Source organism: Lentzea sp. CC55, from assembly GCF_021056325.1.
GTDB classification, from domain to species: Bacteria; Actinomycetota; Actinomycetes; order Mycobacteriales; family Pseudonocardiaceae; genus Lentzea; species Lentzea jiangxiensis.
The window spans coordinates 22,195-45,525 of the sequence record NZ_JAJCXE010000002.1; the positions used below are offsets into that span (position 1 = coordinate 22,195).

General features: G+C 70.6%; 23 protein-coding genes. 6 read left to right on the top strand and 17 right to left on the bottom strand.

Annotation, left to right across the window (positions count from 1 at the left end):
• Nucleotides 1-28 precede the first annotated feature (28 nt).
• On the bottom strand, nt 29-1,537 hold the full coding sequence (gene glpK, locus L6E10_RS00755; RefSeq protein WP_236215844.1) for a glycerol kinase GlpK: 1,509 nt from the start codon (nt 1,535-1,537) through the stop codon (nt 29-31).
• 13 nt (nt 1,538-1,550) lie between these two features.
• On the bottom strand, nt 1,551-2,294 hold the full coding sequence (locus L6E10_RS00760) for an MIP/aquaporin family protein (protein WP_236215845.1): 744 nt from the start codon (nt 2,292-2,294) through the stop codon (nt 1,551-1,553).
• 298 nt (nt 2,295-2,592) lie between these two features.
• On the opposite strand from L6E10_RS00760, the gene L6E10_RS00765 reads away from it, so the two are divergent.
• Nucleotides 2,593-4,290, top strand: coding sequence for a glycerol-3-phosphate dehydrogenase/oxidase (locus tag L6E10_RS00765; RefSeq protein WP_236216155.1), 1,698 nt, complete (start codon nt 2,593-2,595; stop codon nt 4,288-4,290).
• A 78-nt stretch (nt 4,291-4,368) separates the two neighbouring features.
• Here L6E10_RS00765 and L6E10_RS00770 read toward each other — a convergent pair whose 3' ends face one another.
• From L6E10_RS00770 to L6E10_RS00800, 7 genes are all read right to left on the bottom strand, one after another.
• Entirely contained in the window at nt 4,369-4,716 is a 348-nt protein-coding gene (locus tag L6E10_RS00770) for a hypothetical protein (RefSeq protein ID WP_236215846.1), read from the bottom strand.
• A 195-nt stretch (nt 4,717-4,911) separates the two neighbouring features.
• The gene (locus L6E10_RS00775; RefSeq protein ID WP_374235533.1) at nt 4,912-6,132 is read right to left on the bottom strand and encodes a M20 family metallopeptidase; all 1,221 of its coding nucleotides are present in this window, start codon (nt 6,130-6,132) and stop codon (nt 4,912-4,914) included.
• Nucleotides 6,133-6,185: 53 nt separating this feature from the next.
• On the bottom strand, nt 6,186-7,358 hold the full coding sequence (locus L6E10_RS00780; RefSeq protein WP_236215848.1) for a M20 family metallopeptidase: 1,173 nt from the start codon (nt 7,356-7,358) through the stop codon (nt 6,186-6,188).
• A gap of 215 nt (nt 7,359-7,573) precedes the next feature.
• Nucleotides 7,574-7,867 carry a hypothetical protein gene (locus L6E10_RS00785; RefSeq protein WP_236215849.1) on the bottom strand — a complete coding sequence of 98 codons (294 nt, stop codon included), beginning with the start codon at nt 7,865-7,867 and terminating at the stop codon, nt 7,574-7,576.
• A 56-nt stretch (nt 7,868-7,923) separates the two neighbouring features.
• Nucleotides 7,924-8,916, bottom strand: coding sequence for a methylmalonyl Co-A mutase-associated GTPase MeaB (gene meaB, locus L6E10_RS00790; RefSeq protein WP_236215850.1), 993 nt, complete (start codon nt 8,914-8,916; stop codon nt 7,924-7,926).
• The gene (scpA, locus tag L6E10_RS00795) at nt 8,909-11,044 is read right to left on the bottom strand and encodes a methylmalonyl-CoA mutase (protein ID WP_236215851.1); all 2,136 of its coding nucleotides are present in this window, start codon (nt 11,042-11,044) and stop codon (nt 8,909-8,911) included. Before scpA ends, meaB begins: the two co-directional genes overlap by 8 nt.
• A complete protein-coding gene (locus L6E10_RS00800) occupies nt 11,041-12,798 on the bottom strand; it encodes a methylmalonyl-CoA mutase family protein (RefSeq protein ID WP_308102641.1) in 1,758 nt (585 codons plus the stop codon). The genes scpA and L6E10_RS00800 overlap by 4 nt, the downstream gene beginning before the upstream one ends.
• Nucleotides 12,799-12,954: 156 nt before the next feature.
• Between L6E10_RS00800 and L6E10_RS00805 the strand changes: the two genes are divergently transcribed.
• The 3 genes from L6E10_RS00805 to L6E10_RS00815 are packed head-to-tail and all read left to right on the top strand — an operon-like array spanning nt 12,955 to nt 16,964.
• The gene (locus L6E10_RS00805; RefSeq protein WP_236215852.1) at nt 12,955-14,565 is read left to right on the top strand and encodes a serine/threonine-protein kinase; all 1,611 of its coding nucleotides are present in this window, start codon (nt 12,955-12,957) and stop codon (nt 14,563-14,565) included.
• Nucleotides 14,566-14,574: 9 nt separating this feature from the next.
• Nucleotides 14,575-15,366: a purine-nucleoside phosphorylase gene (locus tag L6E10_RS00810; protein WP_374235448.1), complete on the top strand. Its 792-nt coding sequence runs from the start codon at nt 14,575-14,577 to the stop codon at nt 15,364-15,366.
• Nucleotides 15,363-16,964: a phospho-sugar mutase gene (locus L6E10_RS00815; protein WP_236215853.1), complete on the top strand. Its 1,602-nt coding sequence runs from the start codon at nt 15,363-15,365 to the stop codon at nt 16,962-16,964. The genes L6E10_RS00810 and L6E10_RS00815 overlap by 4 nt, the downstream gene beginning before the upstream one ends.
• On the opposite strand, the gene L6E10_RS00820 is transcribed toward L6E10_RS00815, so the two are convergent.
• Nucleotides 16,957-17,292, bottom strand: a complete 336-nt coding sequence (locus tag L6E10_RS00820; protein WP_236215854.1) for a hypothetical protein — start codon at nt 17,290-17,292, stop codon at nt 16,957-16,959. The two genes, L6E10_RS00815 and L6E10_RS00820, sit on opposite strands and share 8 nt — an antisense overlap.
• A gap of 21 nt (nt 17,293-17,313) precedes the next feature.
• Nucleotides 17,314-17,940, bottom strand: a complete 627-nt coding sequence (locus tag L6E10_RS00825; protein WP_236215855.1) for a class I SAM-dependent methyltransferase — start codon at nt 17,938-17,940, stop codon at nt 17,314-17,316.
• A gap of 93 nt (nt 17,941-18,033) precedes the next feature.
• Between L6E10_RS00825 and L6E10_RS00830 the strand changes: the two genes are divergently transcribed.
• Nucleotides 18,034-18,486, top strand: a complete 453-nt coding sequence (locus L6E10_RS00830; RefSeq protein WP_236215856.1) for a flavodoxin family protein — start codon at nt 18,034-18,036, stop codon at nt 18,484-18,486.
• A 70-nt stretch (nt 18,487-18,556) separates the two neighbouring features.
• Here the strand turns inward: L6E10_RS00830 and L6E10_RS00835 are convergent, their stop codons facing one another.
• The 4 genes from L6E10_RS00835 to L6E10_RS00850 are packed head-to-tail and all read right to left on the bottom strand — an operon-like array spanning nt 18,557 to nt 20,553.
• Nucleotides 18,557-19,468 carry an aldo/keto reductase gene (locus tag L6E10_RS00835; protein ID WP_236216161.1) on the bottom strand — a complete coding sequence of 304 codons (912 nt, stop codon included), beginning with the start codon at nt 19,466-19,468 and terminating at the stop codon, nt 18,557-18,559.
• 47 nt (nt 19,469-19,515) lie between these two features.
• Nucleotides 19,516-19,893, bottom strand: coding sequence for a MerR family transcriptional regulator (locus L6E10_RS00840; protein WP_236215857.1), 378 nt, complete (start codon nt 19,891-19,893; stop codon nt 19,516-19,518).
• Nucleotides 19,894-19,927: 34 nt separating this feature from the next.
• Nucleotides 19,928-20,314, bottom strand: coding sequence for a type II toxin-antitoxin system death-on-curing family toxin (locus L6E10_RS00845; protein ID WP_090094863.1), 387 nt, complete (start codon nt 20,312-20,314; stop codon nt 19,928-19,930).
• A 32-nt stretch (nt 20,315-20,346) separates the two neighbouring features.
• Nucleotides 20,347-20,553 carry a type II toxin-antitoxin system VapB family antitoxin gene (locus tag L6E10_RS00850; protein ID WP_090094862.1) on the bottom strand — a complete coding sequence of 69 codons (207 nt, stop codon included), beginning with the start codon at nt 20,551-20,553 and terminating at the stop codon, nt 20,347-20,349.
• 56 nt (nt 20,554-20,609) lie between these two features.
• Here L6E10_RS00850 and L6E10_RS00855 point away from each other — a divergent pair, with 56 nt between their 5' ends.
• Nucleotides 20,610-21,209, top strand: coding sequence for a TetR/AcrR family transcriptional regulator (locus L6E10_RS00855; protein ID WP_090094861.1), 600 nt, complete (start codon nt 20,610-20,612; stop codon nt 21,207-21,209).
• Between the two features lie 87 nt (nt 21,210-21,296).
• Here L6E10_RS00855 and L6E10_RS00860 read toward each other — a convergent pair whose 3' ends face one another.
• Together L6E10_RS00860 and upp are read right to left on the bottom strand one after the other, a co-directional pair.
• Complete coding sequence (locus L6E10_RS00860; RefSeq protein WP_236215858.1) at nt 21,297-22,595, bottom strand: glycoside hydrolase family 18 protein; 1,299 nt, start codon at nt 22,593-22,595, stop codon at nt 21,297-21,299.
• A 95-nt stretch (nt 22,596-22,690) separates the two neighbouring features.
• Nucleotides 22,691-23,314 carry a uracil phosphoribosyltransferase gene (gene upp / locus L6E10_RS00865; RefSeq protein WP_236215859.1) on the bottom strand — a complete coding sequence of 208 codons (624 nt, stop codon included), beginning with the start codon at nt 23,312-23,314 and terminating at the stop codon, nt 22,691-22,693.
• Nucleotides 23,315-23,331 lie beyond the last annotated feature (17 nt).

Consider the following 23,331-nt stretch of genomic DNA (forward strand, 5'->3'; position numbering starts at 1 on the left):
ACGGCCCCGAGGCGCACCCGTCGAGAACTCAGTCCTCGACCCAGTCGAAGGTCTTCGTCACCGCCTTCTTCCAGTTCTTGTACTCGGAGTCGCGGCGCGCGGAGTCCATCCGCGGCTCCCACTGCTTGTCCTGCGCCCAGTTCTCGCGGATGTCGTCCTCGGTCTTCCAGAACCCGACCGCGAGACCGGCGGCGTAGGCGGCACCCAGCGCGGTGGTCTCGTTCACCACCGGCCTGATCACCGGCACGCCGAGGATGTCGGCCTGGAACTGCATCAGCAGCTCGTTCACGACCATGCCGCCGTCGACCTTCAGCGCGGTCAGGTCGACGCCCGAGTCGGCGTTCATCGCGTCGAGCACCTCGCGGGTCTGGAAGGCGGTCGCCTCCAGCACGGCCCGCGCGAGGTGGCCCTTGTTGACGAACCGGGTCAGGCCGACGATCGCGCCACGGGCGTCGGAACGCCAGTACGGCGCGAAGAGGCCGGAGAACGCCGGCACGAAGTACGCGCCGCCGTTGTCCTCCACCGTCTTCGCGTGCTCCTCGATCTCGGCCGCGGTGCTGATCATGCCGAGGTTGTCGCGCAGCCACTGCACCAGCGAGCCGGTGACCGCGATCGAGCCCTCCAGGGCGTAGACCGGGGCGGCCTCACCGATCTTGTAGCAGATGGTGGTGAGCAGCCCGTTCTCGCTCATCACCTTCTCGGTGCCGGTGTTGAGCAGCATGAAGTTGCCGGTGCCGTAGGTGTTCTTGGCCTCGCCGGGCGACAGGCAGGCCTGGCCGAACGTGGCCGCCTGCTGGTCGCCGAGGATGCCCGCGATCGGCACCCCGGCCAGCGCGCCGCGTTCGCGCACCTGGCCGTAGACCTCCGACGAGGACCGGATCTCCGGCAGCATCGACATCGGGATGCCCATGTCGGCGGCGATCGAGGAGTCCCACTGCAGCGTGTCGAGGTCCATCAGCATGGTGCGCGACGCGTTCGTCGGGTCGGTGACGTGCACGCCGCCGTCCACCCCGCCGGTCATGTTCCACAGCACCCAGGTGTCCATGTTGCCGAACACCAGGTCACCGGCCTCCGCCCTCTCCCGCGCGCCCTCGACGTTGTCGAGGATCCAGCGGACCTTGGGGCCGGAGAAGTACGTCGCGAGCGGCAACCCGACCTTCTGCCGGTAGCGCTCCTGCCCGCCGCCGAGGTTGCCGAGCTCGGTGACGATCTTGTCGGTCCTGGTGTCCTGCCAGACGATGGCGTTGTAGACGGGTTCGCCGGTGGTGCGGTCCCAGACCACCGCGGTCTCGCGCTGGTTGGTGATGCCGACGGCGGCGATGTCCGAAGTGGTCAGGTCGGCCTTGGCGAGCGCGCCCGCGGCGACCTGGCGGGTGTTCTGCCAGACCTCCTTCGGGTCGTGCTCGACCCAGCCCGCCTTCGGGAAGATCTGCTCGTGCTCCTTCTGGTCGACCGACACCACCCGACCCGAGTGGTCGAAGATCATGCACCGGGTCGACGTGGTGCCCTGGTCGATCGCGGCCACGTACTGCGTCATGCGAGAAGTCCTTTCAGACCGGGAGAACCAGGAAGAGCAACGCGGCGAGCGCGCCACCCACGAGGGGTCCGGCGACGGGGACCCACGAGTAGCTCCAGTTGGCGTTGCCCTTGTTGCGGATCGGCATCATGAACGCGTAGGCGATGCGCGGACCGAGGTCGCGCGCCGGGTTGATCGCGTAGCCGGTGGGGCCGCCGAGCGACGTGCCGATCACCAGGACGACGAACGCGACACCCGCGTAGCCGAGCGCCGAGTTGCCGAACTGCGGGACCCCGTCGACCGACTCCTTCGCGCCGGGGGACAACAGGATCCAGAGGACGAGCACGAACGTGCCGATGATCTCGGAGACGAGGTTCCACGGCGCGCTCGGCACGGTCGGGCCGGTGGAGAAGATGCCGAGCGTGTTCTGCGGCTCGTCGTGCGTGTCGAACTGCAGCTTGTAGGTGGCCCAGCAGAGCATGGCGCCGAGAACGGCACCGACCATCTGCCCGAGGACGTAGAAGGGAACGTCGCCCCACGGAGTCTTGTCCGCGATCGCGAGTCCGAGGGTGACGGCGGGGTTGAGGTGCGCCCCGCTGGGGTTGGCGATGCTCGCGCCGGCGAAGACCGCGAAGGCCCAGCCGACGTTGACGAACAGGAAGCCCGTGCTGTTGCCGAGCGTGTTCTTGAGCACCTGGTTCGCGACGACACCGGTGCCGAGGAGGATGAGGACCGCGGTCCCCAGCGTCTCCCAGACGAAGATCGAGCCTGCGCTCATCGTCGGCCTCCACTCGTTTGCGGCCAGGACAGGACGCGCAAACCCGAGGTCAGGGCCGCGCCGCCCGCCTGCAACGTGCTCGGACGCTATTACCGAGCTGATCAGTTGTCCATGCCGGGTGCCGGGGAAAGGGCCATTTTCAGGCCGTTGGGTACCGGGCCGCGCGCCCGGCGGCGGAGCGGCGTTGCTGCAGGTAACGTGATCTGCGAGTCGTCACAGGGAGGCGCCTGTCGTGACCACGCGAAACAACGCAGCTGCAGCACCGCACAGCCCCACCGCCCCGCCGGCCACCGGCAGGCTGGGCCCGGCCGAGCGCGAGGAGTCGTGGCGGCGGCTCGGCTCGGAGACGTTCGACCTCGTGGTGGTCGGTGGTGGTGTCGTCGGCGTCGGCGCGGCACTCGACGCCGCCACGCGCGGCCTGCGGGTCGCCCTCGTCGAGGCCCGCGACCTGGCGTCCGGGACGTCGAGCCGGTCCTCCAAGCTCTTCCACGGCGGTCTGCGCTACCTGGAACAGCTGGAGTTCGGGCTGGTCCGCGAGGCCCTGCGCGAGCGCGAGCTGATGCTGACGCGCATCGCCCCGCACCTGGTGAAGCCCGTCGCGTTCCTCTACCCGCTGGCGAACCGCATGTGGGAGCGCCCGTACACGGCGGCCGGCCTGCTCCTCTACGACACGATGGGCGGCGCCCGGTCCGTGCCGGGGCAGAAGCACCTCACCCGCGCCGGCGCGCTGCGGCTGGTCCCCGCGCTCAAGCGCGACGCGTTGATCGGCGGCATCCGCTACTACGACGCCCAGGCCGACGACGCCCGGCACACGATGATGGTCGGCCGCACCGCCGCCCACTACGGCGCCGTGGTGCGGACATCGACCCAGGTGGTCGGTTTCCTGCGCGAGGCGGACCGCGTGTCCGGCGTGCGGGTGCGCGACGTCGAGGACGGCCGCGAGGTCGACGTGCGGGCGCACGCGGTGATCAACGCGACCGGTGTGTGGACCGACGAGCTGCAACGGCTCTCCGGCTCGCGCGGCCGGTTCCGCGTGCGGGCGTCGAAGGGCGTGCACATCGTCGTCCCGCGCGACCGGATCGTCGCCGAGGCCGGGATGATCCTGCGCACCGAGAAGTCCGTGCTGTTCGTGATCCCGTGGCGCAACCACTGGATCGTCGGCACCACCGACACCGACTGGAACCTCGACCTGGCGCACCCGGCGGCCACCAAGCACGACATCGACTACATCCTCGACCACGTCAACTCGGTGCTCGCGACCCCGCTGACGCACGACGACATCGAGGGCGTCTACGCGGGCCTGCGGCCGTTGCTGGCGGGCGAGTCGGACTCGACGTCGAAGCTCTCGCGCGAACACGCCGTGGCACGGGTCGCGCCCGGCCTGGTGGCGATCGCGGGCGGCAAGTACACGACGTACCGGGTGATGGGCGCGGACGCCGTCGACGCGGCGCACGTCGACCTGCCGGGCCGCATCCAGCCGTCGATCACGGACAAGGTGCCGCTGGTCGGCGCCGACGGCTACCACGCCCTGGTCAACCAGGCCGACCAGCTCGCGGCCAAGCACGGCCTGCACCCGTACCGCGTCCGGCACCTGCTGGACCGCTACGGCTCGCTGGTGCACGAGGTGCTGTCGCTGGCCGCCGACAACCCGGAGCTGCTGAAACCGATCCCGGCCTCCCCCGACTACCTCCAGGTGGAGGCGGTGTACGCGGCCTCGCACGAGGGCGCGATGCACCTCGAGGACGTGCTGACGCGCCGCACCCGCATCTCCATCGAGTACGCGCACCGCGGCGTCGACTCGTCCGAGGCGGTGGCACGGCTGATCGCCCCCGTCCTCGGCTGGGACGAGGACGCGATCAAGCGCGAGGTCGAGGTCTACAACGCCCGCGTCGAGTCCGAGCGCGCGTCCCAGACCAAGGCGGACGACCAGGCGGCCGACGCCGTCCGGGCCGCGGCGCCCGAGGCCCGTCCGCAGTTGGAAGAACCGGTCAGCTGAACCTGTGAAACGACTCCGGCGGGGCACCTGTGGTGCCCCGCCGGAGTCGTTCGCGGATCGACGATCCGGAGCGGTGGGTCACCGGAACTCGTGCACGACCTCGATCGGACCTACGAGGTGCGCGTTGAACTCGTCGAGCTCCTCGGCCGGAACCCACAGCTCCAGGATGGTCCTGCCGCCCGCCTGCTGAACCGGGTAGCGCCGGAGGAACTCCGACTCGACCCGGAAGCGGGTGACGTAGCCGACCCCGTGGTGCGGCACGTTCCACTCACGGGCGATCTTGATCGCGTACTCCTCGTCGAGCACGGGGTAGAAGATCGGCTGCTCGGGGAGGCGGGGTGGCCACGCGTACCAGCCGGACTCCCGGACGAGTTCCAACTCCTCCGGGCCGGTCGGCCGCCACAGCACGGTGGTCGACTGGTCCACGGTGCACCCCCGCCCGCTCAGTTGCTCAGATCATTCGCGGCGAAAGCCCAATGAGCGGTGTCATCCGCTTGCCAGCCGATTTCGCGAGCGGTCCGGCGTTGCGGGATCGCCTTGAACGGACCCCGGACAGCGTTGTGGCGCGTGCGCAACTGCTCCGCACGCGCCACAACACTGCCCGGACCGAAGGGCTCCGCTTTAAGCCAGAGCGGCGAGCGCCGTGTGGACCATGACGCGGACGCCGACGAGCAGCGCGCGCTCGTCCAGGTCGAACGTCGGCTGGTGCAGGTCGCGCTGCTTCTCGACGCCGTTCCACACGCCGAGGCGCGCGAACGAGCCGGGCACGTGCTCCAGGTACCAGCCGAAGTCCTCGCCACCGGAGGACTGCTCGGTGCCCGCCAGCGCGTCGTCGCCGAGAGCGGCCTCGATGCCGGCGCGCAGGATCTGCGTCGACTCGCGCTCGTTCACGACCGGCGGCACACCGCGGCGGTGGTGCAGGTCGAACCCGACGCCCGTGGGCGCCAGCAGACCCGTCACCAGGTCCTTGACCAGCGGCTCCAGCTCGGCCCAGATGTCGCGGTCACCCGTGCGCAGCGTGCCGCGCACCAGGCCTTCCTGCGGCACGGCGTTCGGCGCCTCGCCCGCGTGCACCGCGCCCCACACCAGGACGGTGCCGGAGCGGGGGTCGACGCGGCGCGACAGCATCGTCGGCAGGCCGGTGATCACCGTGCCGAGCGCGTGCACCAGGTCGGCCGTCAGGTGCGGGCGCGAGGTGTGGCCGCCCGGCGAGGACAGGCGCAGCTCCAGCAGGTCGGAGGCCGACGTGATGGCGCCGATGCGCGTGCCGATGCGGCCGACCTGCAGGCGCGGGTCGCAGTGCAGGCCGAAGATCCGCTCCACGCCGTCGAGGCCGCCGGCCGCGAGCACGTCGAGCGCGCCACCGGGCATGACCTCCTCGGCGGGCTGGAAGACGAGCCGCACCCGGCCCGGCAGCTCCGTCGCGGACGCGAGGGCCAGCGCGGTGCCGATCAGGACCGTGGTGTGGGCGTCGTGGCCGCACGCGTGCGACACACCGTCCACAGTGGACGAGAACGGCTGGCCGGTGTTCTCGTGCAGCGGCAGGGCGTCCATGTCCGCGCGGAGGGCCACGCAGCGCGGGCCGCTGCCGATGTCGCAGATCAGGCCGGTGCCGCCGGGGAGGACTCGCGGCTTGAGGCCGACCTCGCGCAGCAGCTTCGCCACGAGTTCGGTGGTGTTGTACTCGCGCCGGGACAGCTCGGGGTGGGAGTGGATGTGGCGCCGCCACGCGATGACGTCCGCGGCGTGCGCTTTCAACCAGTCGTCGAGCCACGCGGGGCCGCGGCCTTCACCCAGATCATCCACAACAGACATGCTCACCCCGGTGGGGTCCACGAGCATCTCAGGGGACGTCTTCACAGTTGAGGAACCCGAAGGTCGGGAGTCCAGGACCGTCATGCCGCACCTCCGCGGGCCAGCAGCCGTTCACGCTGCCGGGAATCGGTGGCTGTCGCGATCGTCGTCCAAGCCATGGCGAGTGCTCCTTCGAGCACCGCTCGGTCGGCCGACGCCGAGGCACAGGCGGTCGCGAACTCTTGTTGGTGGTTCACCGCGTCTCCGCAGTCGATTGCGATGGTCGGGTGGATGGCGGGCAACACTCTGGTGACGTTGCCCATGTCGGTGCTCCCGATCTTCTCGCGCTGCTCCTGCTCTCGCGAGAGCGGCCGTCGTCCCAGGTCAGTGGCAGCACGCCGGTAGGCGTCCGCGAGCCACGGGTCAGGAGTCAGCTCGGCGTAGATCGGTGAGACCTGCACGACCTCATGGGTGCAGCCGGTCGCGAGCGCGCCGGCCGTGAAGCAGTCCCGGATCCGGTTCTCCAGACGCTGCAACGATTCCAGGTTTTCCGCCCTCACGTCGAACATCGCCGACGCGTGGGCGGGTATTACGTTCGGCACGGTACCGCCGTGGGTGACGATGCCGGTCACCATCTGGCCGGGTTCGAGGTGCTGCCGCAGCAGGCTGATCGAGATCTGCGCGACGGTCACCGCGTCCGCGGCGTTGATGCCGAGGTGCGGAGCGGCGGCCGCGTGCGACGGCTTGCCCTGGTAGTGCACCTCGAGATCGGTGATGGCCAGCGACTTCGCGGCACACGACTCGTACGGCGCCGGGTGCACCATCATCGAGAACGAGACGTCGTCGAACACGCCCCGTTCCAGCATGAGCACCTTGCCGCCGCCGACCTCTTCCGCCGGGGTGCCGATCACCTTCACGGTGACGCCCAGCCGGTCAGCGACGTCACGCAGCGCAAGGGCCGTTCCGACCGAGGCCGCGGCGATGACGTTGTGCCCGCACGCGTGCCCGACCTCGGGCAACGCGTCGTACTCGGCGCACAGGCCCAGCACCAGGTCACCGCCGCCGTACGTCGCGACGAAAGCGGTGTCCAGGCCGGCCACCCCGCGGTCGACCTCGAAGCCCTCGCGGGCCAGCAGGGTGGTGATCTTCTCGGCGCTGCGGTGCTCCTCGAAGGCCAACTCGGGTTCCGAGTGGATCGAGTGCGACAGGTCCAGCAGCGCGTCGGAGTACCGCTCGACGGCCGAGCGCGTGCTGGTCTTCAAGTCGGTACCCATTGGCCACCATCCTGCATCACCACCCGTGGGACGCGGTGCGCTGATGATGATCAACCGGACGGCCGGTCGCAGCGCTGCGCCAAGCGGTGAGCGAGTTTCAGTCTGACCGATCAACGATGACGCAGATGGTCGGGAGACACGCTTAACTTCCACTATTACGTCCCACCAGGTGGAACGCGGTGTCTCAGCGTCGAACGGTCGGGACGGCCGCCCGGCTACCCCTTCTTGGCCGCCCGCTCCTTGCGCCACTTCGCCCACCGCTTCTTGTTGCGGTAGTAGACCAGCGCGAACAGCACCACGGCGATGCCGCCGATCCACAGCTTGCGCTTGGTCTCCTGACGAGCTTCAGGCGACGGCTCCTGCGGCGCGTTCACGTCCGGAGCCGGGTTGACCGTGGTCTGCTGCGCAGCCGCCACAGGCGTGTCCGCCGCCTCTTGCGCGGACGCCGCACCGGCGATCCCGAGAACGCTCATCAGCGAGAACACGCAGGCCAGCAGCAACCTCGACATGGCCTGAACTCTACCTCGAATACCACGATCGAAGGTCACCCAAACTAGTTAAGCGCCTACGGGGAGTCCGATTGGAACGCCTGCAGGAGCTGCTCGGCGGCCAGCGTCGCGGTGAGCTCTCCCGACCGCACCTTCTCCTCCAGGACACCGGCGGCGGACCGCACGGCGGGGCTCTCGCGGACCTGCCGCCACAGCTCGTCGCGGACCATCATCCAGGTCCAGTCGACCTGCTGGCGGCGGCGCCGTTCGTCCAGTTCGCCCGCCTGCTCGAGGGTGCGGCGGTGTTCCAGCACGCGGGACCACAGCTCGTCGAGACCGGTTCCGGTGAGGCCCGAGCAGGTGAGCACCGGCGGGTGCCACACCGCGTCCGGCGGGCGCAGCAGCTTGAGCGCCCCGGCCAGTTCGCGGGCGGCCTTGCGGGCGTCCAGCTCGTGCTCGCCGTCGGCCTTGTTGACCGCGATGACGTCCGCGAGCTCCAGGATGCCCTTCTTGATGCCCTGCAACTGGTCACCCGTGCGCGCGAGCGTGAGGAACAACGAGCAGTCCGTCATGTTCGCGACGGCCACCTCCGACTGCCCGACGCCGACCGTCTCCACCAGCACCACGTCGAAGCCCGCGGCCTCGACCAGCACGATCGTCTCGCGGGTGGCCTGCGCGACGCCGCCGAGCGTGCCGCTGGTCGGCGACGGCCTGATGAACGCGTCGCGGTTGACCGACAGCCGCTGCATGCGCGTCTTGTCGCCCAGGATGCTGCCGCCCGTGCGGGTCGAGGACGGGTCGACGGCGAGCACCGCCACCCGGTGCCCCCGCTCGGTCAGCATGGTGCCCAGAGCGTCGATGAACGTCGACTTGCCCACGCCGGGCACGCCGGTGATGCCGACCCGGATCGCGTCACCGGACTTCGGCAGCAGCTCGACCAGCAGCTCCTGCGCCCGGGCCCGGTGATCGGCGCGCGTCGACTCGACGAGCGTGATGGCCCTGGCCAGCACACCGCGGTTGCCGTCGAGGACGCCCTTCGCGTACTCGGCGACGTCGAGGACCCTAGGCATGGTGCCCGAGCTGGCCGGCCAGCTTCACGAGCAGGTCCTTCGCCGCGTCGGCGATGACGGTGCCGGGCGGGAAGATCGCCGCCGCGCCCGCCGCGTGCAGCTCGTCGAAGTCCTGCGGCGGGATCACGCCACCGACGACGATCATGATGTCCTCGCGGCCGAGCTTCGCGAGCTCCTCGCGCAGCGAGGGCACGAGCGTGAGGTGGCCCGCGGCGAGCGAGGAGACGCCGACGATGTGCACGTCGGCCTCGACGGCCTGGTGCGCGACCTCCTCCGGCGTCTGGAACAGCGGGCCGACGTCGACGTCGAAGCCGAGGTCCGCGAACGCCGTGGCGATCACCTTCTGGCCGCGGTCGTGCCCGTCCTGGCCCATCTTGGCGACCAGGATGCGCGGGCGGCGGCCCTCCTGCTCCGCGAACGCCTCGACGACCTCGCGGCAGCCGTCCACGTTGGACACCGAACCGACCTCCTGCCGGTACACGCCGGAAATGGTGCGGATCTGCGCGCTGTGGCGGCCCCACACCTTGCCGAGCGCCTCGGAGATCTCCCCGACCGTGGCCTTGGCGCGAGCGGCGCCGATCGCCAGCTCCAGCAGGTTGCCATCGCCGCCCGCCGCGTTCGTCAGGGCGTCGAGCGCGCTGTCCACCGCGGACTGGTCGCGCTCCTGCCTGAGCCTGCGCAGCTTCTCGAGCTGCTGGGCGCGCACGCCGGCGTTGTCGACCTTGAGGACCTCGATCTGCTCGTCGGCGTCCACGAGGTACTTGTTGACGCCGATGACGGGCTGGCGCCCGGAGTCGATGCGCGCCTGGGTCCGCGCCGCCGCTTCCTCGATGCGCAGCTTGGGGATGCCCTCGTCGATCGCGCGGGCCATGCCGCCCGCCTTCTCGACCTCGGTGATGTGCTCCCAGGCCTTGGCCGCGAGCTCCGCGGTGAGCCGCTCGACGTACGCGCTGCCGCCCCACGGGTCGATCACGCGCGTCGTGCCGGACTCCTGCTGCAGCAGCAACTGCGTGTTGCGGGCGATGCGCGCGGAGAAGTCCGTCGGCAGCGCGAGCGCCTCGTCGAGTGCGTTGGTGTGCAACGACTGCGTGTGTCCCTGCGTCGCGGCCATCGCCTCGACGCACGTGCGCGCGACGTTGTTGAACACGTCCTGCGCGGTGAGGCTCCACCCCGACGTCTGGCAGTGGGTGCGCAGGCTGAGGGACTTCGGCGACTTGGGCTGGAACTCGTTGACGAGCTTGGCCCAGAGCAGGCGCGCGGCCCGCATCTTGGCGATCTCCATGAAGAAGTTCATGCCGATGGCCCAGAAGAAGCTGAGCCGCGGCGCGAACGCGTCCACGTCCAGCCCGGCCTCCCTGCCCGCGCGGAGGTACTCGACGCCGTCCGCGAGCGTGTAGGCCAGCTCCAGGTCGGCCGTCGCCCCGGCCTCCTGCATGTGGTAGCCGGAGATCGAGATGGAGTTGAACTTCGGCATGTGCCGCGAGGTGTAGCTGAAGATGTCGGAGATGATCCGCATCGACGGCCGCGGCGGGTAGATGTAGGTGTTGCGGACCATGAACTCCTTGAGGATGTCGTTCTGGATCGTCCCCATGAGCTGCTCCGGCTTCACCCCCTGCTCCTCCGCCGCCACGACGAACAGGGCGAGGACGGGCAGCACCGCGCCGTTCATCGTCATCGACACGGACATCCTGTCCAGCGGGATGCCGTCGAACAGCGTGCGCATGTCGTAGATCGAGTCGATCGCCACCCCGGCCATGCCGACGTCACCGGCGACGCGCGGGTGGTCCGAGTCGTAGCCGCGGTGCGTGGCGAGGTCGAACGCCACGCTCAGGCCCTTCTGCCCGGCCGCGAGGTTGCGGCGGTAGAAGGCGTTCGACTCCTCGGCCGTCGAGAAACCCGCGTACTGGCGCACGGTCCACGGCTGGTTGACGTACATCGTGGGGTACGGGCCGCGCAGGAACGGCGCGATGCCGGGGTACGTCCGCAGGAAGTCGAGACCCTCCACATCGGACGGACCGTAGACCGGTTTGACCGCGATGCCCTCCGGCGTCTCCCACGGCGGCAGGTCGGTCTTGTACTCCGCCCGCGGGAGAGGACCGAGGTCGACGTCCGCGAAGTTGGGGATCATCGCTCCGCTCCCTTGTCGATGCCGAGGAACCCGTACGTGTTCGTGAGGATTTCGAGCGCCGGGCAGCCGAGGTGGACGAACCCGTCGACCTCGGCGTCGGTCTTCTTGCCCGCGAGGAGCACCCGTTCGGCGCCCGCGGCGCGCAGGGCCTCGACGGTGGCGACGGCCTGGTCGGCGTAGCTGCTGTCGCTGCCGCACAGGACGGCGATCCTGGCGCCGGACTCCTCGAACCTGCGGGCCACCTCGTCCGCCGAGCCGGTCGCGCCCGCGTCCGGGGTGGCGAAGCCGCCCGCGTTGAAGAGGTTGGCGGCGAAGGTGGCCCGCGCGGTGTGGGCCGCGACCGGTCCGAGGGTGGCCAAGAAGACCAGGGGGCGTTCGGGCTGGGCGTCGGCGAGGTCGCGCAGCTCCTCGAAGGCCTGGGCGTAGCGAACCCTCGGGAGGCCGAAGGTGTCAGACCCGCTTGGGACACTTGAGGTGGGGGGCGCGTCCCCCCTGGGGGCCTGCGAGTCGGAATCGATTCCGGGGGCCCGGTCGCGCACCACCGGCTTCTCCGCCAGGTTCGGGAACTCGCTCACCCCGGTGATCGGGTCGCTCCGATCCGCCAGCCGAGCCGACCGCGCCGCCCAGGTCGAGGCGATCCGCGCGGCCACCAGGCCGTGCGCGGACGGCAGCCCGCCCGCCCGTTCGATCTCCTGGAACCACTTCCAGGCCTCGACCGCGAGCGCGTCGGTCAGCTGCTCCACGTACCAGGAGCCCGCCGCGGGGTCGATCACCTCGCCGAGGTGCGACTCCTCCAGCAGCAGGTTCTGGGTGTTCCGCGCGATCCGCCGCGCGAACTCGTCCGGCAGCCCGATCGCCGCGTCGAACGGCTGCACCGTCACGGAGTCCGCGCCGCCGAGTCCGGCGGCCAGGCAGGCGACGGTGGTGCGCAGCATGTTCACCCACGGGTCGCGGCGGGTCATCATCGCCGACGAGGTCACCGCGTGCTGCACCTGCACGGTCTCGACGCCCGACACCTCGGCGACGCGGGCCCAGAGGCGGCGGGCGGCGCGGAGCTTGGCGATGGTCGTGAACTGGTCGGCGGTGGCGGCGAAGCGGAACTCCAGCTGCTCGAACGCCTCCGACGCGGTGAAACCCGCGCCGGTCAGGGAACGCAGGTACGACACGGCCAGCGCGAGAGAGGCGCCCAGCTCCTCGGAGTCCGAGCCACCGGCGTCGTGGAACGGCAGCGCGTCGACCACCACGGTCCGCAGGCCGGGGAACCGCGAGCGGGCGTCGCGGATGACGTCCAGGGCTTCACCCGAAGGCCGCAGGGCGAGGTTGCCGCGCACCTCGGTGGCCAGCACCGGTGCCTGGTCGTAGATCCGGAGCATCGCGCGGGCGGCGTCGGCGGAGCCGTCGAGCACGATCGGCGCGAGGTCGAGGTGGACGCCGTCCAGCAGGCGTTCCAGGGAGGAGGCGGGGACCGCGAGCCACAGGGAGGTGACGCCGCCCTCGAGGTCGTTCATCAGGGCGACCGGGTCGGGGACCGAGTGGCGCTGGCGGACGTCCCAGCCCTGCTTCACCGGCGCGAGCGCGTACGGCTCCAGGGCGTCGTCGAGGGTGTAGAGCGGCTGGAGCTCGATGCCGTCGTAGGTCTTCGTGACCAGCGAGTCGAAGCTCGCGCCGGTCTTGCGGAGAACCGCGTCGACCAGCTCCCGCCACTGTTCCCCCGACGCGGCGGGGAACTCGTTCGGGCGGAATTCGGCGGTCAAAGCCAACTCCATCATGCGTTGCAGTGTCGCCGAACGGTACCGGCACGGCTATGTGAGGTTCACCGCCGTTGACGGGGCCCAGCTTTCCGCTCCCCCCGGAACGGACCACGGCGTGTCGGGAAGAATGACGTCGTGGAGAACGGTGACCAGGATCGCTTGATCGCGGCTAGGTACCGGCTGCTGCACCTGCTGGGCCAGGGCTCGATGGGCACCGTCTGGGCCGCTCACGACGAGGTGCTGCGCAGGCAGGTCGCGGTCAAGGGGATCCTGAGGCCGCCCGGCATGCCCGACGTGGCCGCCGAGGAGCTGCGCGAGCGGACCATGCGCGAGGCCCGCGCCGTCGCCGCGCTCTCCCACCCGAACGTCGTGACGCTCTACGACGTCGTGCAGCACGAGGGCGACCCGTACGTCGTGATGGAGCTCGTGCCGTCACGCAGCCTCGGCGACGTGTTGCAGGAACAGGGCTGTCTCACCGAGAAGCAAGGTGCGGCGGTGCTGGACGCGGTCGCGGCGGCGCTCGCGGCGGCGCACCGGGCGGGCATCACGCACCGGGACGTCAAGCCGGGCAACGTGCTGATCGCCGACGACGGCCGGGTGAAGCTCACCGACTTCGGCATCGCGCGCAACGTCGCCGAGGCCACGATGACCGCGCGCGGCATCACGCTGGGCACGCCCGCGTACATCGCGCCCGAGGTGGCGCAGGGCGGCGACGTGTCGGAGGCCGCGGACCGGTGGTCGCTCGGCGCCACGGTGTGGGCCGCGATGGCCGGCGAGCCGCCGTACGTCGGCAAGAACGTCATGCAGACGATCAACGCGGTGATCAACGGCGACGTGCCGGTGCCCGCGGGCGCCGGGCGGCTCGCGCCGGTGATCAGCGGGCTGATGCGCAAGGACCCGGCCGAACGGCTGTCGCTCGTCGACGTGCGCAAGCAGGTCTACCCGCTGCTGCCCGAGCCCGGCACGGACGCGTTCGAGGTCCGCGAGACGGTGCCGCTGCCGGTGGTCGTGCGGCCCAAGCCGAGGATCGAGCCGGACGCGCCGCTGGCCGACGACCCCGGCCCGCTGCCGTTCCCGCTCACCGCACCGCTCCCGCCCGCGCCGCGGGGACGCCTCGCCTCCGCGCTCGTGCTGCTCGCCGCCGTCCTGCTGTTCCTGGCGGGGTCGGGCGGCGGGTTCGCGCTGACGAGGCTCGCGGCCGGCGCGACGCTGCTGCCGCCGACCCGGCAGACGGTGCAGACCCTGCCGTCGCTGCCCACGTCGGCGACGCTGCAGCCGCGCACCGCGTCCGCCGTGACGGCCATCGGCGACCAGGGCGGCGAGTTCACCGTGAGCGTCGACCAGAGCTGGGCGACGTACGCCGAGCAGCGGGCCGCCGACGCGCGGTTCCCGGTGTCGGCGGTCGTGCACTTCGTGTCGGGCAGCGGCGCGTACGAGGTGACCGTGCAGCGGTTCCCGGACTACTACCCGAAGCGCGACATCAAGGCGTACGTCGCGGGTGTGCAGGCGCGGTGGCCAGGGCGGTTCTTCGGCGGCGAGAGGGTGCCGACGCCGGACCTCGCGGGGCCGCGCGCCGAGGCGAGCACCCAGTTCATCTACCGCACGGTCGAGGGTGACGAGCCCAACGCGCTGCGGCGGTCGCACCTCTCCCGCGTGCTCCCCCACGGCGACGACCTGTGGGTGGTCGAGGTCGTGGTGCCCACGGAGCAGGAGGACGAGGCCAGGGTGCGCCTCTTCGACGCGATCGCCTCGACGTTCGCCCCGGTTTAACATCTGGCGGTGACTCCAGAAGAGCTGGCCGGCAAGGCCGCGGAAGAGATCCAGAGCCGCACCGGCAACGACGAGCACGACATCGCCATCGTGCTGGGCTCCGGCTGGCGGCCCGCCGCCGACGTGATCGGTGAGCCCGTCGTCGAGATCGGGGTGGGCGAGCTGACGGGCTTCGAGGCGCCGACCGCGCTCGGCCACGGCGGCACCATCCGTTCCGTCGAGGTCGGCGGCAAGAAGGTCCTCGTCGTCCTCGGCCGCACCCACGGCTACGAGGGCAAGGGCGTGCAGAAGGTCGTGCACGGCGTGCGTGCCGTCGCGGCCGCGGGCGTGAAGACGGTCGTGCTGACCAACGCCGCCGGTGGCCTGCGGCAGGGCATGACCGTCGGGCAGCCGGTGCTGATCTCCGACCACCTCAACCTCACCTCGCTGTCGCCGCTGGTCGGCGCGCGGTTCGTCGACCTCACGGACCTGTACTCGCCGCGGCTGCGCAAGCTCGCGCAGGAGATCGACCCGTCGCTGGAGGAGGGCGTGTACGCGGGCCTGCCGGGACCGCACTTCGAGACGCCCGCCGAGATCCGGATGCTGCGCACCCTGGGCGCCGACCTGGTCGGCATGTCCACCGTGCACGAGGCCATCGCCGCACGGGCCGAGGGCGTCGAGGTGTTCGGCCTGTCGCTGGTCACGAACCTCGCGGCGGGCATCACCGGCGAGCCGCTGAACCACCAGGAGGTGCTGGACGCCGGCGCCGCCGCGGCCCAGCGCATGGGCACCCTGCTGCGCGAGCTGGTGGACCGGGCATGAGCCTGACGCCGGCACTGCGTGACGCGACGTTCCGGTGGATCGCCGACGACCCGTCGGACGCGACTCGGACCGAGTTGCAGGGCGTGTTGGCGCGGGCGATGGGCGGCGACCCCGCCGCCCTGGAGGACCTGCGGGACCGCATGGCCGGTCCGCTGACGTTCGGCACCGCTGGGCTGCGCGGGCCGGTGCGGGCGGGCACGAACGGCATGAACGTGGCCACCGTCGTCCGCGCGACGGCCGGCCTGGCGTCGTGGCTCAGCACGTCCGGCCTGGTGTTCGTGGGTCGTGACGCGCGGCACGGGTCCGAGGAGTTCGCCACCGCCGCGGCCGAGGTCATGGCGGCGGCGGGCTTCGACGTGCGGGTGCTGCCCGAACCGTTGCCGACGCCGGTGCTGGCGTACCTGGTGCGCGCGCACGGCGCCGTGGCGGGCATCCAGATCACCGCGTCGCACAACCCGCCCGCGGACAACGGCTACAAGCTCTACCTGGCCGGTGGTTCGCAGATCGTCCCGCCGTCCGACGGCGAGATCGAGAAGGCGATCGAGGCCGTTCCCGCGGCGGTGTCCGTCCCCCGGAACTCCTCGTACACCACGGTTTCCGACGCGGAGGTGGACGCGTACCTCGAACGGGTGGCGTCGCTGCCGCGCGGGAACTCGCGTGAGCTGAAGATCGCGCTGACGCCGATGCACGGCGTCGGCGGCGCGTTCGCCGTGGAAGCGTTGCGGCGCGCGGGTTTCACCGACGTGCACGTGGTGCGGTCGCAGGCGGTGCCGGACCCGGATTTCCCGACCGTGGTGTTCCCGAACCCGGAGGAGCCCGGCGCGGCCGACGAGCTGCTGTCCCTCGCGGCGTCGGTGGACGCCGACCTGGCGATCGCGCTCGACCCGGACGCGGACCGGTGTGCCCTCGGTGTGAAGGACGGCGACACGTGGCGGATGCTGCGCGGTGACGAGACGGGCGTGCTGCTCGGCTCGCTCGTGCTGTCCACCACCGAGTCGGCGGACCCGCTGGTGGCGACGACGATCGTGTCGTCGTCGCTGCTCAAGTCGATCGCGGCCGCGCACGGTGCCCGCTACGCCGAGACGCTGACGGGCTTCAAGTGGCTGGCGCGCGCGGGCGAGGGCCTGGTGTTCGCCTACGAGGAGGCGCTCGGCAACTGCGTCGACCCCGAGCACGTGGCCGACAAGGACGGCATCTCGGCCGCGGTCGTCGCCGCGGACCTGGCCGCCGGGCTCAAGGCCTCGGGCCGCACGCTGCTGGACGCGCTCGACCAGCTCGCGGTGGACCACGGCCTGCACCTGACCGACCAGGTCTCGTTGCGGTACACCGATCTGAGCCTGATCGGCGCGACGATGGCGCGGCTGCGCGCCGAACCACCGCCGGACTTCGCGTCGGAGGACCTGCTGCCCGGCGCGGACGTGCTGCGCTGGACCGCGGACGGCGTGCGCGTGATCGTGCGGCCCTCCGGCACCGAGCCGAAGCTCAAGGCGTACCTCGAGGTCGTCGAGCCGGTCACGGACGGACTGGAGTCCGCCCGTGCGGCGGGCAGGGCCAGGCTCGCGGAACTGCGGGAACGGGTGACGGCGCTCGTCAGCTAGCGATCGCGATCGCGAGGCACAGCGCAGCCAGGGCGAAACCCCCGCCGGCCACGAAGTAGGCCCTCCTGGTCGGCGGGGACACCGCGTTGCGGCGTCCCTCGGTGAACGCCGCGACGGCGATCCGGCCGAAGATGTACGCGATCGTGCAGAGCCCCACGCCGAGCCCGAGCAGCATCGTGTTGACGTCCCACGGGCTGTGGTCGAACCCCGGCCACACGGACGCGAAGAGGGGTCCGATCCCGATCATGCCGATGCCGACGGCAAGGCCGGCACCCCAGGTGATGCGGCGCTGGCGAGGACTGGTGTGCATTAGGGCGGTGGTCTTCATGGTCCCTCCTGTGTACACCTTCTAGGACGTGCTTCCGGCCGCGGGGTTCCGTTTGCGCAGCAACAGGAACGCCTGCGGCCCTCCTTCGTCCGCACCCCTGCGGCGTTGCAGCCGTGCCACTTCGTCGAACCCGGCCGCGGTCGCGTTGGCCACGGTTTCCTCGATGCCGTGCCAGTACACCTCCAGGTCCACGTCGTGGCCGTAGGCGTGGGACAGGTGCTGCTTCCGGTCGCCCAGCTTGAAGGCGTGCAACAGGTGCCCGCCGGGCTTCAGGACCCGGCAGAACTCCTCCCACGGCACCTCGCTCGCCGGCATGTGGACCGTGGAGTACCAGACGACGGCGCCGCCGAGGATGTTGTCCTGGAGGTCGAGCCCGTTCAGGTCGCCCTGGGAGAAGGCCAGGTGCGGGTAGGCCCGCCGCGCCTGGTCGACCATGCCGTCGGACAGGTCGATGCCGAACGAGGTGAGGCCCAGCTCGTGCAGGTGCTGGGTGATCCGGCCGGTGCCGCAGCCCAGGTCCGCCACCAGGCCCTCGGTCATCTCGGCGAACGCGCGCATGATGGCGGCGTCGAGGGGGCGGCCGTCGTGCGCGTCCGGGAGGAGCCGGGCGTAGTCGGCGGCGACGGTGTCGTAGGAGGCGCGGGTCATGGTCGTCCATGCTGCTGCACCGCGGGCCCCGTTGTCCGGCGAACGCCGGTCGTGCGGCTTGCGCGTCCGCGATCAGCACGTCAGCGTGGGGCCATGCCGCGCCTCTTGATCGTCCACCACACCCCGTCGCCCGCTCTCCAGGCGATGTTCGAGGCCGTGCTCGCCGGCGCCACCACCCCGGAGGTCGAGGGCGTCGAGGTGGTGCGCCGGGCCGCGTTGTCCACAACCGCTGTGGACACCCTGGAAGCCGACGGCTACCTGCTCGGGACGCCCGCCAACCTCGGGTACATGAGCGGCGCGCTGAAGCACTTCTTCGACACCGTGTACTACCCGTGCCTCGACTCCACGCGCGGCAGGCCGTTCGGGCTTTACGTGCACGGCAACAACGACACGACAGGGGCGGTGCGCGGCGTGGAGGCCGCCACGACCGGGCTGGGCTGGGAGAAGGCGGCTCGGCACGTGCTCGTCACGGGTGAACCGGGGAAGGCCGACCTCCAGGCGTGCTGGGAGCTCGGCGCCACCGTGGCGGCCCAGTTGTCCACATGATCCCGGGGTTGTCCACAGCTTGTTGTCCCCACCCTGTGGACAACCCTGGGGATGCTTTCGAACGTGTGTTCTAACGCCCGATCGAGCTCATGTCCGGGTACCGGTCACCGGCGACGGCGGACGCGGGCACCGCGGCCTCGACGGCGGCGAGGTCGGCGTCCGAGAGCTCCAGGGACGCCGCCGCGACGTTCTCCTCCAGGTACCTGATCCGCTTGGTGCCCGGGATCGGCACGACGTCGGAGCCCCGGTGCTGCACCCACGCCAGCGCGAGCTGACCGGCGGTCACATCGCGCTCGGCGGCCAGCGCCTTCAGCTCGGCGACCATCTTCAGGTTCGCGTCGAGGTTCTCGCCGGAGAACCGCGGGTTCACGGCGCGGAAGTCGCCCTCGCCGAAGTCGGCCGACGACGCGAAGCGGCCGGTCAGCACGCCACGGCCGAGCGGCGAGTACGGCACGATGCCGATGCCCAGCTCACGCGCGGTCGGGACGATCTCGGCCTCGATGTCGCGCGACCACAGCGACCACTCGCTCTGCAGGGCGGTGATCGGGTGCACGGCGTGGGCGCGGCGCAGCGTGTCGGCGCCCGCCTCGGACAGGCCGAGGTGCCGCACCTTGCCCTCGGTGATCAGCTCGGCCATCGCGCCGACGGTCTCCTCGATCGGGGTGTCGGACGGCACGCGGTGCAGGTAGTACAGGTCGATCGTCTCCACGCCGAGGCGCTTGAGCGAGCCCTCGACCGACGAGCGCACGTAGGCGCGGTCGCCGCGGATCGACCGGCCGCCGCCCTCGCGGACGATGCCGAACTTCGTGGCGAGCACGTAGCCCGAGCGGCCGGCGAGCGCGCGGCCCACCAGTTCCTCGTTCATGTGCGGGCCGTACATGTCGGCCGTGTCGATCAGCGTCACGCCGAGCTCCAGGGCCCGGTGGATGACGGCGATCGACTCCCCCTCGTCGCCGGCGCCGTAGAACTCCGACATCCCCATGCAGCCGAGGCCCTGCGGCCCGACCTGCAGCGATCCCAATGAACGGCTCACGCCGTCGCCTCCAAGTCCCGCTCGACCACCGCGTAGTGGTCGATCTTGTAGTCGAGCACCTCCAGGCACGTCTGCAGCTCCGCGATGCGGGCGCGGACGTCGCTGCGGTGCTCGACGAGGATCTGCTTGCGGCGACCTGCCGTCAGGTCGCCCTTGTGCCTGAGCTGCGCGAACTCGCGCATCATGCGGATCGGCATGCCGGTCGTGCGCAGCCGCGTCACGAAAGCCAGCCAGCCGAGGTCTTCCTCTGAGTAGCTGCGACGGCCGCCCGAGTCCCGGGCGGGCGGGTCGACGAGCCCGATTCGTTCGTAGTAGCGCAAGGTGTCGATGGACAACCCGCTGCGCTGCGCGGCTTGGGCTATCGAGTAACTCACGGACTCGACGCTATGACCTGGAGTGCACTCTAGGTCAAGCGGAATCCTTCGAGATGCCCCACGCTTCGAGATGACCCGCCATCTCCGGCACGTCGATCTTGTCGCGGCCGAGGGAGCGCACGAGGTCCAGCGCGTCGTCCTCGTCGGCGTCGATCCAGTAGCCGTTGATGTCGCACATCGTGACGGCGGCGACCCAGGCGAGCCGCCAGTTGCCCTCGACGAGAGGGCGGGTCCTGACGATGGAGTCGAGCAGGGCGGAGGACTTGAGCCACAGCGTGTCGTACGCCTCCACGCCGAGAACGGTCGCGCGGGGACGGTACGCCGCCGTGTCCAGCAGGCCGATGTCCCTGACGACGAGATCGCCGCCGGTCACGGCTGTGGCCAGCACCAACAGGTCCCCGGCGTCGAGGTAGGAGATCACGGCATCCAGTTGATCACAGAGGTCTGACAGTTTCAGGAAGAACCGAGCCTATCCAAAAGACCTCGGTACTTGGGCAGCACCCGCCCCAGCACCTCGCCGAGCTTCTCCTCCTGCTGCATGCGCCGGTAGCGCTCCGCGATCGCGAGCCGCACGACCTCCTGCTTGGAGCGGCCCTCGGCGTGCGCCAGTTCAGCGAGCCGCTGGTTCTCCTCGTCGGTCAACCGCAAGGTCATCGCCATTCCCAGCACGGTATCAACTTGATACCACTGCGACCAGGGGCAGATAGGATCGGCTGATGCCCAGGCCCAAGACCCACGACGACGCGCTGCGGCGGCGTCTGCTCGAGCGGGCGGGCGAGCTGCTCAGCACCGAAGGTCCCGCCGCGGTGAGCCTGCGCAAGATCGCCACCGACGTCAACACCTCGACGACGGCGGTCTATTCCCTCTTCGGCGGGAAGCCGGCGCTGCTCGAGGCGCTCTACGACGAGGCGTTCACGCGGTTCGGCCGCAACCTCGCCGCGGTGCCGGTCACGGACGACCCGGCGGAGGACCTGCTGCGGATCGGGCTGGCGTACCGGCGCAGCGCGTTGGAGGACCCGCAGTTCTACTCGGTGCTCTACTCGAAGGTCGTCGCGCCGACGAAGGAGATGAGCCGCGCGGCGGGCAGGACGTTCGCGCCGGTGATCAACGCGGTGCGGCGCGCGGTGGAGCAGGGCGTCTACCTCGCGGAGGACCCGGAGCAGATCGCGATGTCGATGTGGGGCATCGCGCACGGCCTCGTGAGCCTGGAGCTCAACGGCAACCTGCCGCCCGGCGTGGACGCGGCCGCCACCTACGAGCTGGCGTTGCGCGCGCACGGCAGGGGGTGGCGGGCGGAAGCCGGGAAAACCCTGTAGAACCACGGAATCCGGGGAGGCGGCCGCCGCGAAACCTCCCCGGACCCGCTGAACTGTCCGATTAGGACAGTCCGTCTTCGGTGCGGCCTACCTGAGAGCGCCGTCGAGCGCCTTGATCAGCTCACCCTGCGGCGTGTCGCCGTCGAGCGACCAGACCATCGCGCCGCCGAGCCTGCGGTCGTTGATGTAGCGCGCCTTGCGCTTCATCTCCGTCGCGTCGTCGTAGGTCCACCAAGTCTTGCCGTCGTAGATCCACGCGAAGCCGGCGCGCTCGTCGCGGTAGATCTTGTACGTGTTGCCCGGCTCGGAGAGCTTCGCCTTGATGCGGTGGAAGTCCTCGTACCCCGCCTCGTACTTGGCGGGCGCGGGAACGCCGGTGCCGAACAGGCCGTTGCGCGTGCCGGGGGCGACGCCGTCCCAGCCGCGGCCGTAGAACGGCACACCGAGCACCGCCTTGGACCGCGGGGCACCGCGCGAGAGCCACGCGTTGACCGTCACCTCGGAGCTGAACTCGAACTCCGACGGGTCGCCCTGGGGCACGCGCAGCGCGGACTGCTGGTTCGCCGCCGGGTCCCACGCGCCGTGGTAGTCGTAGCCCTGCAGGGTGCCGAAGGTGAGGTAGGAGAACACCTTCCTGACCTCGAAGCCGGCGTCGACCTGCCTCGGGTCGGCCGGCAGGAACGCCGTCAGGTCGCGGTTCCAGCCCATCTGCCTGCGGTACTCGGCGAGCAGCTTGGTGAAGTTCTGCTTGTCCTCGGGGCGCACGACGTTCGGCGGCGTCATGTTGCCGTTGCTGCCGGGCCACTCCCAGTCGAGGTCGACGCCGTCGAAGACGCCCTTCGCGGCACCCTCGGGCAGACCGGGCAGGTTGCCCTTGATCCACATGTCGGTGCACGACTTGACGTGCGCGGCACGTGACTCGGGCGTCAGCGCGGCGTTGGAGAACCAGCGCGAGCCCGTCCAGCCGCCCAGCGAGATGTTGACCTTCAGCCTGGGGTACTTGGCCTTGAGCTGCTTGAGCTGGTTCAGGTTGCCCATCAGCGCCTGGCCCGCTTCGTCGGCCTTGCCGCTCACCGACTGCTCCGCGGTGTGGGGCATCTGCCAGTCGGCCCACGGGTCGGAGCTCACGCACTTGCCCGACTCGTCGAGGAAGCCGAAGGCGTAGTTCAGGTGCGTGAGCCGCGCGGCGGCGCCACTGTCCACGAGGTTCTTGACCCGGAAGTTCCGGTCGTACACGCCCCACTGGATGAAGTACCCGACGGTGCGGGTCTTCGAGAAACCGTGGTGCCCGGTGGTCGCGACGTCGGCGTGCGCGGGCGCGGAGGCCAGCGACGCTGACAGGGCGCCGACCGCGAGCGCGGCGACACCCCATCTCCGTCTGGACATGTGACTCCTCAGTCAGATCGCGGCAGCGGCGATGTGGTCCTCAGCACGATAGGCCGAAGGTCTAGACCACTGCTACGTCCGATCGGAGGTATGTCCTAAACCGCCCCGTACAGACGGTCACCGGCGTCGCCCAGGCCGGGCACGATGAAGCCGGAGTCGTTCAGCCTCTCGTCGACCGACGCCGTGACGAGGCGGCACGGCAGCTTCGAGTCCTCGAGGTGGTTGATCCCCTCGGGGGCCGCGAGCACGCACACGGCCGTCACGTCGGTCGCGCCGCGCTGGGTCAGCAGCCGGATCGTGTAGGCCATCGACCCGCCGGTCGCGAGCATCGGGTCGAGCACGAACACGGGCCGTCCCGCGAGGTCCTCCGGCAACGACTCCATGTACGGCGTCGGCTGGAGCGTCTCCTCGTCGCGCGCGAGACCGACGAACCCCATCTGGGCGTCCGGGATCAGCTTGTGCGCCTGGTCGGCCATGCCCAGACCGGCCCGCAGCACCGGCACGAGCAGCGGCGGGTTTGCCAGCCTGTAGCCGGTGGTACGAGCTACCGGCGTGTGCGTGCGCTCTTCCTTCAGCGGTGCCTCGCGCATCGCTTCGTAGACGAGCATTACGGTCAGTTCGTGCAACGCGGCGCGGAACGCGGCGTTGTCCGTGCGCGCGTCGCGCATGGTTGTGAGTCTCGCCTTGGCGAGTGGATGATCGACGACGAGAACGTCCATGCCCGACACCGTAACCG